Origin of the sequence: Microbacterium sp., assembly GCF_043427715.1 — a bacterium.
GTDB lineage: Bacteria > Actinomycetota > Actinomycetes > Actinomycetales > Microbacteriaceae > Microbacterium.
Map to the genome: position 1 here is coordinate 48,997 of NZ_JBHWTD010000003.1, position 13,006 is coordinate 62,002.

General features: G+C 71.3%; 12 protein-coding genes. 5 read left to right on the forward strand and 7 right to left on the reverse strand.

What is annotated here, in order from left to right; genetic code table 11:
• Positions 1-6: 6 nt before the first annotated feature.
• The 7 genes from ACHFGS_RS00525 to ACHFGS_RS00555 form a co-directional block, all read right to left on the reverse strand.
• The gene (locus ACHFGS_RS00525; RefSeq protein ID WP_394289034.1) at positions 7-1,545 is read right to left on the reverse strand and encodes a CoA-acylating methylmalonate-semialdehyde dehydrogenase; all 1,539 of its coding nucleotides are present in this window, start codon (positions 1,543-1,545) and stop codon (positions 7-9) included.
• A gap of 110 nt (positions 1,546-1,655) precedes the next feature.
• Complete coding sequence (locus tag ACHFGS_RS00530; protein ID WP_394279884.1) at positions 1,656-2,639, reverse strand: Gfo/Idh/MocA family protein; 984 nt, start codon at positions 2,637-2,639, stop codon at positions 1,656-1,658.
• A gap of 139 nt (positions 2,640-2,778) precedes the next feature.
• Positions 2,779-3,936 (reverse strand): cystathionine gamma-synthase, encoded by a 1,158-nt coding sequence (locus ACHFGS_RS00535; protein ID WP_394279885.1) that lies wholly within the window; start codon positions 3,934-3,936, stop codon positions 2,779-2,781.
• Entirely contained in the window at positions 3,933-4,922 is a 990-nt protein-coding gene (locus tag ACHFGS_RS00540; RefSeq protein ID WP_394279886.1) for a pyridoxal-phosphate dependent enzyme, read from the reverse strand. The genes ACHFGS_RS00535 and ACHFGS_RS00540 overlap by 4 nt, the downstream gene beginning before the upstream one ends.
• Before the next feature lie 185 nt (positions 4,923-5,107).
• A complete protein-coding gene (locus tag ACHFGS_RS00545; RefSeq protein ID WP_394279887.1) occupies positions 5,108-6,160 on the reverse strand; it encodes an LLM class flavin-dependent oxidoreductase in 1,053 nt (350 codons plus the stop codon).
• On the reverse strand, positions 6,157-7,485 hold the full coding sequence (locus ACHFGS_RS00550; RefSeq protein WP_394279888.1) for an O-acetylhomoserine aminocarboxypropyltransferase/cysteine synthase family protein: 1,329 nt from the start codon (positions 7,483-7,485) through the stop codon (positions 6,157-6,159). The genes ACHFGS_RS00545 and ACHFGS_RS00550 overlap by 4 nt, the downstream gene beginning before the upstream one ends.
• On the reverse strand, positions 7,482-8,165 hold the full coding sequence (locus ACHFGS_RS00555) for an alpha/beta hydrolase (protein WP_394289035.1): 684 nt from the start codon (positions 8,163-8,165) through the stop codon (positions 7,482-7,484). The genes ACHFGS_RS00550 and ACHFGS_RS00555 overlap by 4 nt, the downstream gene beginning before the upstream one ends.
• Positions 8,166-8,286: 121 nt before the next feature.
• Between ACHFGS_RS00555 and ACHFGS_RS00560 the strand changes: the two genes are divergently transcribed.
• From ACHFGS_RS00560 to ACHFGS_RS00580, 5 genes are all read left to right on the forward strand, one after another.
• On the forward strand, positions 8,287-9,804 hold the full coding sequence (locus ACHFGS_RS00560) for an ABC transporter substrate-binding protein (protein ID WP_394289036.1): 1,518 nt from the start codon (positions 8,287-8,289) through the stop codon (positions 9,802-9,804).
• Between the two features lies 1 nt (position 9,805).
• Positions 9,806-10,840 carry an ABC transporter permease gene (locus ACHFGS_RS00565; protein WP_394289037.1) on the forward strand — a complete coding sequence of 345 codons (1,035 nt, stop codon included), beginning with the start codon at positions 9,806-9,808 and terminating at the stop codon, positions 10,838-10,840.
• The gene (locus tag ACHFGS_RS00570; RefSeq protein WP_394278780.1) at positions 10,837-11,709 is read left to right on the forward strand and encodes an ABC transporter permease; all 873 of its coding nucleotides are present in this window, start codon (positions 10,837-10,839) and stop codon (positions 11,707-11,709) included. Before ACHFGS_RS00565 ends, ACHFGS_RS00570 begins: the two co-directional genes overlap by 4 nt.
• Positions 11,693-12,589, forward strand: coding sequence for an ABC transporter ATP-binding protein (locus tag ACHFGS_RS00575; RefSeq protein ID WP_394289038.1), 897 nt, complete (start codon positions 11,693-11,695; stop codon positions 12,587-12,589). Before ACHFGS_RS00570 ends, ACHFGS_RS00575 begins: the two co-directional genes overlap by 17 nt.
• Positions 12,586-13,006 (forward strand): ATP-binding cassette domain-containing protein (locus ACHFGS_RS00580; RefSeq protein ID WP_394289039.1); only part of this gene is annotated, 421 nt, incomplete at its 3' end. The genes ACHFGS_RS00575 and ACHFGS_RS00580, both read left to right, overlap by 4 nt.

A 13,006-nucleotide genomic window follows, 5' to 3' on the forward strand; every position in this document is an offset into this window, starting at 1 on the left:
CCGACCTCAGGTGTTCTGGGGGAAGCCGAGGTTGATGCCGCTGTGCTCGCCGGAGGCGCGGGTGGCGGGGTCGAGCCACCGGCTGGTGATCGCCTTCTCACGGGTGAAGAAGTCGAACCCGTGGACACCGTACGCTTTCGCATCCCCGAACAACGACTTCTTCCACCCGCCGAACGAGTGGTACGCGACGGGCACGGGGATGGGGACGTTGATGCCGATCATCCCGACCTGCACCTCGGTTTGGAACCGGCGTGCAGCGCCGCCGTCGTTGGTGAAGATCGCCGTCCCGTTGCCGAATTCCCCCGAGTTGATCAGCGCGAGGCCCTCGTCGTAGCTCTGCACGCGGACCACGGACAGGACGGGTCCGAAGATCTCCTCCGTGTAGGCGCGGGAGCTCGTGGGGACGTGGTCGAGGAGGGTGGGGCCGAAGAAGAACCCGTCCTCGTGCCCTTCGACGATGTACCCGCGGCCGTCGACGACGACGGTCGCCCCGTCGGCTTCGGCGATGTCGACGTAGGAGGACACCTTGTCGCGGTGCACGTCGGTGATGAGCGGTCCCATGTCGGGCTCCACACCGTCCTGACCCGCACCGTTACCGATCTTCAGTTTCCCGATCCGTTCGGCGACCTTCGCGATCAGCTCATCGGCGACCGGTTCGACCGCGAGGACCACGCTGATGGCCATGCACCGATCCCCCGCCGCCCCGAAACCGGCGTTGACGGCCTGATCGGCGACGAGGTCGAGGTCGGCGTCGGGGAGGACGAGCATGTGGTTCTTCGCCCCACCGAGGGCCTGTACCCGCTTCCCGTTCCGCGACGCGGTCTCGTAGATGTACTGGGCGATCGGGGTCGACCCGACGAACGAGATCGACTGCACCACCGGGGAGTGCAGCAGTCCGTCCACGGCGAGTTTGTCGCCCTGCAGCACCGTGAACACCCCGGCGGGCAGGCCCGCCTCCGCCCACAGCTCCGCGAGCCACAGCGCAGCCGACGGGTCCTTCTCACTGGGCTTCAACACCACCGCGTTGCCGGCGGCGATCGCGATCGGCGCGAACCAGAGCGGCACCATCACGGGGAAGTTGAACGGCGAGATCACACCCACCACACCCAGGGGTTGTTTGATCGAGAACACGTCGACACCGGTGGAAGCGTTTTCGGAGAACGCCCCCTTGATCAAGTGCGGGAACCCCGTCGCCAGCTCCACGACCTCCTGACCGCGGAGGATCTCACCCATCGCGTCGGAGACGACTTTCCCGTGCTCACTCGTGATCAGCTCGGCGAGCTCCCCCTTGCGGGAGTTGAGCAGCTCACGGAACGCGAACAGCACACTCTGCCGCTTCGCGATCGAGAACGCGGACCACACCCGGAAACCTTCGTCGGCCGCAGCGATCGCCTCATCGATCTCCGCCTGATCGGCCAGGGCGACCTCGGCCTGCACGGCACCCGTCGCCGGGTTGAACACCGGAGCGGTCCGACCGCTCGTCGAGGCACGATGCGCACCACCGATCCAGTGGCCGATGACGCGGGGGGTTGAGGGGGTCGACATGTCAGGGTCCTTCCGGTCGGGTCATCAGCGATGATGTCTCGACCGGCCGCCCGCCGCTCGTGCCGATCTGTCGACGACTGGTCACCCGGCTCGACAGATCGGCGCCGGGTTTACTCGATGCTGTCGCGCCACTGCGCGAGCAGGCGTGCGATCGTCTGGGTCTCGACCCACGGGATCTCCGGTGCCTCGAGCCGCCCCTCGCGGAGGGCGCGGATCGTGGCATCCGCCTCCGCCGCCATCGGCTGCACGGTCGGCACTTCCACCTCCTCGCGGGTGCCGTCGGTCCGGATGAGGGTCGCCGACGCGGTGCTCTCGATCCGGCTCCCCCAGACGTTCGGAACCTCGAGCACCGCCGACGACCCGATAATCGTCGCGACCCGCGGCAGCTGTTCAGTGATCGCGGTCCGGACGCGTGCGGTGACGGCACCGATCTCGATGACCGCAGACGCCACCTCGTCCACTCCGGTCGCACCGATCGCCCCCTCGGCCGACACGATGCGAGCGGATGCCACGTCCTCCCCCGCCCAGGCCGCGACCCCCACCGCGAGCGAGACCGGATAGCACCCCGCGTCGAGGATCGCGCCTCCCGCCGTCGCCGGGTCGAAGAGCCGGCCGCTGCGGGTGGGCGCGTCGAACCCGATCGAGGATTCCACCCGCCCGATCTCCCCGAGCGCGCCTGTCGCCACCAGCTCCCGCATCTGGTCGGGGAATGGACCGAACCGGTACTTGAAGGCTTCGACGAGCGGCAGGCCTGCCGCTTCGGCCGCCGCGAGCGCGGCATCCGTCTCTTCGACATCCACGCCGAGCGGCTTCTCGCACAGCACCGCCTTGCCCGCGGCCAGGGCGGCGAGAACGAGCTCGACGTGCGTCGTGTGCACCGTGCCGACGTACACTGCGTCGACGTCGTCGCGCGCGAGGATCTGGTCGTAGGTTCCCGAGACATCCGCCCCGTGCACGCGGGCGAACTCGCGGGCGCGCTCGGCGTCGCGGGCAGCGACGGCGTGAAGCCGTCCCGTGTTCGAGTGCCGCAGCCCTTCGATGAAGTCGGAGCTGATCGCGCCCGCCCCGAGGACCGCCCACTGTGCGTACGTCATGCCGCCACGCTATCGGCCGGCGAGCCCGGGACGTGCCGGATGCAGGTTCAGCGGCGCCTTTTTACGCCGCAGCGGGCGCGGACCGCGCGCTGGCCCTGCACTCGGCACGCGGCAGACGGGCAACGATCCCGGCCCGCCGTCAGACCTGCAGCGCCTGCTTGATGTCGGCGAGCAGGTCACCCTCGTCCTCGATGCCGACGGAGAGGCGCACGACCTCGACGGGCACAGCCGCCTCGGTCCCGCGGACGGAGGCGTGCGTCATCGCGTCGGGGTAGTTGACGAGCGACTCCACCCCGCCGAGCGACTCGGCGAGGGTGAACAGCTCGAGCGACTCCGCGAAGCGGCGTGCCGCCTCGCCCGACTCGAGGGCGAGCGACACGATGCCGCCGAAGCCCGACATCTGCCGCGCGGCGAGCTCGTGCCCGGGGTGCGAGTCGAGTCCGGGGTAGTACACCTGGGCGACGCGCTCGTGGTTCTGAAGGAAGGATGCCACGGCGAGACCGTTCTCGCTGTGCTGACGCATCCGCACCGCGAGCGTCTTGATGCCGCGGGTGGTGAGCCACGCGTCGAGCGGGCCGGACACGGCGCCGACGGCGAACTGGAGGAACCCGATCTTCTCGGCGAGCGCGTCGTCATTCAGAACGAGGGCGCCGCCGACGACGTCGGAGTGGCCGCCGAGGTACTTGGTGGTGGAGTGGACGACGACGTCGGCGCCGAAGGCGAGCGGACGCTGCAGTGCCGGGGTCGCGAACGTGTTGTCCACCACGACGAGGGCACCGGCGTCGTGGCCGACGGCCGCGAGCCCGGCGATGTCGGTGATCCGCAGCAGCGGATTGGAGGGGGTCTCGACCCACAGGATGCGGGGGGCCCGCTCGGCGACGGCGGCGCGGACCGCGTCGAGGTCGCTCATGTCCACCACGCGCAGACCCACACCCCAGTCACCGAGGACGCGGGAGATGAGACGGAACGTTCCGCCGTAGACGTCGTTCCCCAGCAGCACCTCGTCACCGGGACGGAGCACCGCGCGCAGCAGCGCGTCTTCCGCCGCGAGGCCCGAGGCGAACGACAGGGCGTGCGCGCCGCCTTCGATCGCCGCGAGCTGGGTCTGCAGCGACGTGCGGGTGGGGTTGCCGCTGCGGCCGTATTCATAGCCGCCGCGAAGTCCGCCGATGCCGTCCTGCGCATACGTCGTGGAGAAGTGGACGGGCGGGATGACGGCACCCGTTGCGGCGTCGGGATCCTGACCTGCGTGGACGGCGAGGCTCGCGAAGCCGCGAGCGGAGGACTGTGCACTCATGCGAGGCTCCCGGTGGTCGTGGGTTCGGTGTCGACGGCGAAGCCGCGTTCGGTCATCCACTCGTCGTCGTAGATCTTGCTGAGGTAGCCGCGGCCGTGGTCGGGCAGGATCACCACGACGACCGCGTCCGCGGGAAGGTCGCGAGCGACGCGCAGCGCGGCGACGACAGCCATTCCCGACGATCCGCCGACCAGGAGGCCCTCCTCGCGGGCGAGACGTCGCGTCATCGTGAACGACTCGGCGTCGCCGACCCGTTCGTAGCCGTCGACGACCGTGGGGTCGAACGTGGCGGGCATGAAGTCCTCGCCGACGCCCTCGACCAGGTAGCCGTTGATGTCGCCCCCGGAGTAGATCGACCCCTCGGGGTCGGCGCCGATGACGGTGACCGCTCCCTGCGACGCCTCTTTGAGGAATCGCCCGGTGCCGCTGATGGTGCCGCCGGTGCCGACGCCGGCGACGAAGTGGGTCACCTGCCCGTCGGTGTCGCGCCAGATCTCGGGGCCGGTGCTCTCGTAGTGGCCGCGCGGCCCGTTCAGGTTGGCGAACTGGTTGGGCTTGAACGCTCCGGGGATCTCCGCGGCGAGCCGGTCGGAGACGCTGTAATACGAGTCGGGGTGCTCGGGCGGCACGCTCGTCGGCGTCATCACGACCTCGGCGCCGTATGCCTTCAGGACCGCGACCTTCTCGCCGGCGAACTTGTCCGGGACGACGAACACCATGCGGTAGCCGCGCTGCTGCGCGAGGAGCGCGAGGCCCACGCCGGTGTTGCCGCTGGTGGGTTCGACGATCGTGCCGCCGGGCTGCAGCAGGCCATCGCGCTCGGCGGCGTCGATGATGTTCCGCGCGATGCGGTCCTTCGCCGAGCTGCCGGGGTTGAAGTACTCCACCTTGGCGAGCACGGTGGCTGCGATGCCCTCGGTCACGGAGTTGAGGCGGACGAGCGGGGTGTTGCCGACCAGGTCGGCGATGTGAGTGGCGTAGCGCACGGTGTTCTTTTTCCTGACGGGATGCCGCGCACGCAGAGGCGCGGTCGCTGTGGTGGTCGCGGAGAGGCCGGGACGGCGCTCAGCGACAACAACAACGGAGGGTCAGCACCCTGTCAGAGTACCCGAGGGCAGGGGGCCGCCGCGACCGCGCCGTCACACGGCGACGCGGCCCCGGGACGCCCGGGTCAGACGAGGGCGGCGCCGCGCTGCGGGACCAGCGGGAAGACCTGCTCGGCGATCCGTTCCAGCTCCTCCTTGAGGGGCGACGACTGGATCAGCAGCAGCGAGATCCCGGCATCCGCGTAGGCATGGATGCGCTCGGCGACCTGCTCGGGCGTGCCCACGAGGTTCGGGCGCAGACCCCGGGTGCCGACCGAGTACTCCCGCTTGGTGAGCTCGAGCGAGAGCTTCGAGTTGCGCTGGAACTCCTCGAACGAGGCGTACCCGGGCGAGGACGGGTCGACGTCGGTGATCCGCTCCAGTTCGCGCTGCGCCTCGGCCTCCGTGTCGCGGACGATGACGTAGGCGGGCATCCCGATCTCGCTGATCTCGCGGCCGTGGGCGCGCAGCGAACGCTCGTTGATGTCGCCGACGTTCGCGCGCACCTCGTCGAGGGTGCCGCCGTGCATGACATAGGCGTCGGAGAAGCGGGCGATCGCGTCCTTGCCCGCCTCGCTCTCGCCCCCGGCGAAGATCACCGGCGGGGCAGACGGCTTCGGCTCGACGATCGTGTCCTCGAACTCGTAATAGTCGCCCGCGAACGAGAACGGCGTCTTCTCCCACAGCCCGCGCAGCACCCGCACGAACTCCTCGGCCTGCACGTAGCGGGCGTCGTGGGTCGTGAACCGACCGCCGAACTGCCGCGCCTCCTCCGCCCACCAGGCCGCGACGACGTTGAGGGCGACGCGCCCCGGCGCGATCGAGTCCAGCGTCGACACGGTCTTGGCGAGCACCGCCGGCAGGTGGAAGCCGGGACGGACCGCCGTCATGACGCGCAGCCGATCGGTGACCGCGAGGATCGCCGACGACAGCGACCAGGCCTCGAGGCTCGGCGCCTCGACGCCCTTGCGGTCGTTGAGGTACAGCTCGGGCACGAGGGTGGTGTGAAAGCCCAGTCGGTCGGCGGTGACGGAGATGTCGCGGATCGACTCCCACGTCGCCGCCATCCCCTCCTCGTGTCCGACGTTGCGGAGGAACCCGCCGTAGACGGGGGTCCAGTAGCCGAGGTCGATGCTCATTCGTTCTCCTGCCCTTCGGCGGGGTCGGATGCCGCCAGCGCCTGCGCGAGGTCGGCGATGATGTCGGCGGGGTCCTCGAGACCGATCGACAGCCGCACCGTGGTCGGTGAGATGCCGGCATCCGCCAGCTGTGCGTCGTCGAGGTGGCTGTGGGTCATCGAGGCGGGGTGGGCGACGAGGCTTCGCGCGTCGCCGATGTTGGCGACCAGCTTGAACAGTCGCAGGCCGTCGACGAACCGGTGCACGCGGCCACGGTCGCTCTCGGCATCGCCGGTCACGGCGAGGTCGAACGAGAACACCGCGGGCACGCCGCGTGGCAGGTACCGCGCCGCCGCGTCCGCCCACCGGTTCGACGGGAGCCCCGGGTGATGCACGGCGGTCACGCCTGGCTGGTCCTGCAGGAACTGCGCGACCGTGAGAGCGGATGCCGCGTGGCGCGCCATCCGCAGGTCGAGGGTCTCCAGGCCTTGGAGCAGCTGGAAGGAGTTGAACGGCGACAGCGAAGGGCCGAGGTCGTGCACGTACTTCGACTTCAGCAGCGCGGCGAACGCCTGGCCCTGCGGACCGAAGCGCTCCCACAGCACGACGTCGCCGACGCGCGCGTACGGCCCGGTCAGCTGCGGCCAGCGGGCGGGCTCGGCACCGAAGTCGAACGATCCGATGTCGACGACGACGCCACCCATCGAGGTGCCGTGACCGCCGATGTACTTGGTCGCCGAGTGCACGACCACGTCGGCACCGTGCTCGCCGGGACGCTGCAGGTAGGGCGTCGCGACGGTGTTGTCGACGACGAGCGGCACACCCGCCGCGTGCGCGATGTCGGCGACGGCGCGGACGTCCAGCACCTGGGCGGTCGGGTTCGTGACCGATTCGGCGAACAGCGCCCGGGTGGTGGGGCGGATCGCCGCGCGCCACGCGTCGAGATCGTCCTGGTCGACGAAGCTGACCTCGATGCCCCAGTCGGCGAACGTGTCCTCGAGCAGATCGACCGTGCCCCCGTAGAGCTGCTGGGCGGCGACGATGTGCTCACCGGACTTCGCGAGGGCGAGCAGCGTGATGGCGACGGCTGCCTGACCGGAGGCGACCGCGACGGCCGCCCGTCCGCCCTCGAGCGCGGCGACCCGCTCCTCGAAGACGAGCTGAGTCGGGTTCGCGGAGCGACTGTAGAGGTTGCCGGTCTTGCGCAGGGCGAAGATGTCCTCGGCATCCTGCAGCGAGGCGAACTCGTACGCAGTGGTCTGGTAGATCGGGGGGGCGACGGCGTTCTGCGGTGTGCCCGGGACGTACCCGCGCTGCACCTGGATCGACGCGAAACCTTCGCTCACGGGGTCACCGTGCGAACGATCGGGGTGGCTACGCCGGCGCCGCGCAGGCGCTCCAGCCACAGCACGACGGTCGCTGCGACGGAGCGGTGGGTCTGGTCGTTGAGGGAGTCGTGCAGGCCGTCGACGGTCTCGACCAGCTCGAGCGCGGGGATCACGGCCAGGGTGTCGCGCGCGGTGGCGAACGGGGCGACCGGGTCGGCCCCGCCGTGGATCGCGAGCACCGGCACCGTGATCGCCGCGAGCGCGGCGGGCTCGGGGACATCGACCTCGGGAGCCGGCGCCGTGGCACGGGCGTCGTCCCCGCCGAGAACGCCGAGGTGCACGGGGCAGGCGGTGCGCTGTGCGGCATCCGCCTCTGCTCCGGATGCCACCGGCACCCCCGCCACGATGAGCCCGTCGACCTCCGCCGAGGCGGCGAGCGCGAGCACGGCGGCGGCACCGCGGTCGGACCCGACGAGCACCCGCGGGGCGTTCTCGGCGCCGGCGAGCCAGCCCGCGGCATCCGTCGCGTGCGCCGTTTCGAAGACGCCCACCACGTACCCGTCGACGCTGATGCGACGACCGAACCGCTCGTAGACCCGGGCGGATTCGCCCGCCCCGGCGACGACGGCGAGGGTTCCACGGACACGGACGGCGGCGGGCGGCTCCCACAGGACGGGGGCGACGGAGGTGGCGGTCATGGCGTCCATGGTCGCGGCCCGCACCCGGCGCGTGGGGTGATGTGTCGAAAAGTTGCGGCACGTGACGGCACGAGTCGGCGGCGGTTGAGCGAGGCGGAATCGCCTCCCTAACGTCGCGGTCATGGAAAACCGACGCCTCCTCGCCACCCTGTCCGCCGCGACCGTCGCCGCGGTCGCCATGGCGGGTTGCGCGACCGCCGCGACGCCCACCGCCGGCACCGACGCCCCCACCTCTCTCACCTGGGGCTGGAACCTCCCCACGAGCTGGGACCCTGTCACCTCCACCGCCGGCTGGGACACCCACGCCCTCGCCCTCGTCTACGACGGACTCACCCAGCTCGATCCCGAAGGGGAGGTCGTCCCCGGTCTCGCGGAGAGCTGGGAGTACGACGAGTCGGGCACCGCGGTCACCTTCACCCTCCGCGATGCGGTCTTCAGCGACGGCACGCCCGTCGACGCGGAGGCGGTCAAGGCGAACCTCGAACGCGGCCGAGACCAGGCAGACTCGACGCTCGCCGGTCAGCTCGCCGTCGTCACCGGCGTCGAGGTGGTCGACGAGAAGACCGTCACGGTCGAACTCGACCAGGCCGACTACCAGGTGCCCTACCTGTTCGCCGGCAAGACCGGATTCATCGTCAATCCCGCCGCGTTCGACGACGTCACGACCCTCGCGACCGCCCCGGAAGGCTCGGGTCCGTTCGTCCTCGACGAGTACGTGCCCAACTCCCACGCCGACCTGCACAAGCACGAGGATTACTGGAACGCCGACCGCATCCACATCGACGAGTTCACGGTCGCCCCGGTCACCGACCCGGCGACCGTGGTCGCGGGGGTGCAGACCGGCCAGTGGGACGTCGCGATCATCCCGCCCGCCCAGGTGGCGGCATCCGAGGCTGCGGGCCTCGTCGTCGAGAACATCCGCGCACTGACGGTCCGCACCCTCGACGTCGACAACCGGGTCGCCCCGTTCGACGATCAGCGCGTACTGCAGGCGATCAGCCACGCCACCGACCGGCAGGCCCTCGTCGAGGGTGCGTACTTCGGTCAGGGCACCCCGAACTACCAGCCCTTCCCGAAGGGCTACGTCGCCTACGACGATTCCCTCGATGACCTCTATCCGCACGACGTGGCCCGCGCGAAGGCGCTGCTCGCCGAGGCCGGCCACCCGGACGGCATCGACATCGAGCTGAGCCTCACCGACGACGTGAGCCCGATCGCGGAGGTGCTCCAGGCGCAGTGGGCCGAGGCCGGCATCCGTGCGAAGCTCAACGTGCTCGCCCCGACCGCGATCTCACAGAACTACGTCAAGCGCACCTACCCGTTCGTGCTCAACAGCTTCTCGGGCCGGCAGTCGCCGCTGCAGGCGCTCGAGGTGCTCTACGGCGAGACCGGCCTCATGAACCTCGGCGGCACCACCCCGCCCGAGCTCACCGCCGCCATCGACGCCGCCCGGGCGACCCCGCTCGACGCCCCCGACTACGCAGAGAAGCTGCAGGCCGCGGTCGCGACCGGCGTGAAGACGCAGCCGAACACGTTCCTGTTCACCTGGCCGCGGACGCTCATCCACCCCGAGAAGGTGACCGGCATCCGCCACTGGGTCGACGTGCAGCGCTGGGAAGACGTCGAGATCGCGAGCTGACATGACGCTCACCACACCGGCATCCGCCCCCGTCACCGTCGCCCCCGCGGGCCGCGGCGACGGGGCGCGGACAGCCGCCGTCCGCTCGGCCGGCGCACGCACCGGCGCGGTCGTCGCTCAGGCGGTCGTCGTGCTCGTCGCAGCGAGCTTCGTCACCTTCGCCCTGGGAGCCGCGAGCGGCTCCGACCCCGCCGCCGTCGCCCTCGGCGACATGGCGACGCCCGAGGACGTCGCCCGGCTGAACGCCGAGTTCGGCGTCGACCGGCCGTTCTTCGAGCGGTACGTCACGTGGCTCGGCGGCGCGGCGACGGGTGACCTGGGTCGGTCGTGGTTCACCGGCATCCCGGTCGCACAGTCGATCGCGACGGCGCTGCCGGTCAGCCTCTCGCTCGCTGCCGCCGCGACGCTCGTGGCCCTCCTCATCGGCGGGACGAGCGGCGTCCTCGCCGCAGTGAAGCGCGGCACCTGGATCGACCGAGCCGTCTCGACCGCCAACGCCGCCCTCGCGACCATCCCCGCGTTCGTCGCGGGCATCGCGCTGATCCTCCTGTTCGGGTTCGCGATCCCCCTCTTCCCCGTCGGCGGATACGTGCCACCGAGCGTCAGCGTGACCGCGTGGCTCACCTGCCTCGTCCTGCCCGCCGTCTCGCTCAGCCTCGACGCCGCCGCAGACCTGTCGCGCCAGCTGCGCACGGGCCTGGTGACCGCGCTCGACGAGAACTACATCGTCGGTGCCCGCATGCACGGTCTCGGCGGGGGCCGCATCGTCTTCCGCCACGCACTGCCGAACGCCGCGGCTCCGGCTCTGGCGACCCTCGGCCTCCACGTCCCGCGCCTGGTCGGCGGCGCCGTCATCACCGAGGCCGTGTTCGGGATGCCGGGCCTCGGCCAGCTGACCCGCGTCTCCGCCCTGCAGGGCGATGTGCCGGTCGTGCAGGGTGTGCTGCTGGTCAGCGTCGTGATCGTCGTGATCACCGCAGTCATCCTGAACATTGTGCTCGCCCGAGTGAGCCCCGCCGGACGGAGTGCCGCATGAGAGCCCTCGGATTCCTGCGGCGCGGTGGCGCCGTGCGCGTCTCGCTCGTCGTCCTCTCCCTCGTCGCCGTCGCAGGGCTGTTCGGCCCGCTGCTCGCACCGTACGACCCGCTCGCGCAGAACACGCCGGAGGCGCTCGCAGGCCCCTCCCTCACCCACCTGCTCGGCACCGACTATCTCGGGCGCGACGTGTTCAGCAGACTGCTCGCCGGCGCACCGGTCTCGCTCCTCGCCGCCCTCGCGGCGACCGCGATCGGCTTCGCCCTCGGTGTGATCCCGGGCCTGCTGTCGGTGTTCGCCCCGCGCCCGTTCGAGTGGGTGCAGCTCCGCGTCGTCGATACGCTGCTCGCGCTCCCCTTCGTGCTGTTCGCGATCGCCTTCGCCGGGCTCCTCGGCAACGGGCTGTGGCCGGCGATGACGGCGATCGGCATCCTGCTCGCGCCGGGCTTCTTCCGCGTCGCGCGCGCCGCCTCGCTGCAGGTGGTGGGCTCGCAGTACGTCGAAGCCGCCCGCCTCCTGGGCGCCTCGGCGGGCTGGATCGTCACGCGGCACGTGTGGCGACGGGTCGCCCCGAGCGTCTCGGTCGCCGCGATCGGCTCCCTGGGCGCGGCCCTCCTCGTCGTCTCCTCGCTGACCTTTCTCGGCATCGGCGTCGAGCCGCCCGCCCCCACGTGGGGCGGCATGCTCGCCAGCGACCTGCAGTACCTGTCGCAGCGACCGCTCGGCCCGGTCGGCCCGGCGCTGGCGATCATCATCACCGTCGCCTCCCTCAACGTGCTCGCCGACGCCCTCGGCGACCAGAACCGCGCCGGCGCCCGTCGCCACGCCACCGCGAAGACCTCGGAGGTGGCCCGTGCCTCGCACCCGTGAGAACGTCCGCGCCGCGTCGACCGCGTCCCCGTCGTCCCCGTCGGCACCGTCGGCACCCTCGTTCGACGAGAGCTCGCTCGTCGTCCCCCCGGTGGCGGCCGTGCAGCGGCTGAAGATCGCGACGTCCGACGGCACCCCGCTCGTCCACGGTGTGGATCTGTCCGTCCGCCCCGGCGAGGCCCTCGGCGTCGTCGGCGAATCGGGCAGCGGCAAGACCCTCACCTGCCGAGCCCTGCTGGGGCTCCTCCCCCGCGGCACGCAGGTGACCGGCGGGAAGATCCTCATCGACGGCGACGACCTCACCTCTGCCGGCGAGTCCGAGTGGCGTCACCGTCGCGGCCCCCGGCTCGGCGCCGTCTTTCAGGACCCCGCGTCGTACCTCAACCCGACGATCCGCGTCGGCACGCAGCTCGAGGAGGTCCTGCGGCTCACCGCGGGGGTCCCGCGCCGGCAGACCCGGGCCCGCGCCCGCGACCTGCTCGACGAACTCGGTCTCCGCGACGTCGACCGGGTTCTCGGCAGCCGGGTGGCCGAACTCTCCGGCGGCATGCTCCAGCGGGTGCTCATCGCGATGGCCCTCGCCGCCGATCCGGCCGTCCTCGTCGCCGACGAGGCGACCACGGCGCTCGATGTCACCGTGCAGGCGGAGCTGCTCGATCTGCTCCGGCGGCTCCGCCTCGAGCGCGGGCTCGCGCTCGTGCTCGTCTCCCACGACCTCGCGGTGGTGTCGCAGGTCTGCGAGCGGGTCGTGGTGTTCCGTGAGGGCCGGGTGGTGGAGGGCGGCGCCACGACGCGCGTCCTCAAGGCCCCCGGTCACCCCTATACGAAGCAGCTGCTGAGCTCGCACGCTCAGTACGGGCTGGAGAGGTACCTGGCATGAGTCTGCTCGAACTGTCCCACGTCGACGTGCGCCTGGGCCGCACCGCCGTCCTGCACGACGTCTCGCTCCGGGTGCGCCCCGGGGAGGTCGTCGGCATCGTCGGCGAATCGGGGTCGGGCAAGACCACCCTCGCGCGTGCGGCCCTCCGCGCCGTCGACGTCGCGGCGGGCCAGGTGCGCATCGACGGCGTCGACGTGCATCGCCTCCGCGGCAGCCGGCTGCGGCAGTGGCGACGCTCCGGCGCAGCCCAGTACGTCTTCCAGGATCCACTGCGCTCCCTCGACCCGGGCATCCGCGTCCACGGGTCCATCGCCGAGGGGCCGCGCCTCGCGGGACTCCCCCGCGAGGAGGTCGATGCCCGTGTCGATCGGGCGCTCCGCGCCGTGGGCCTCGACGCCGACCTCGCCGCGCGCCGGC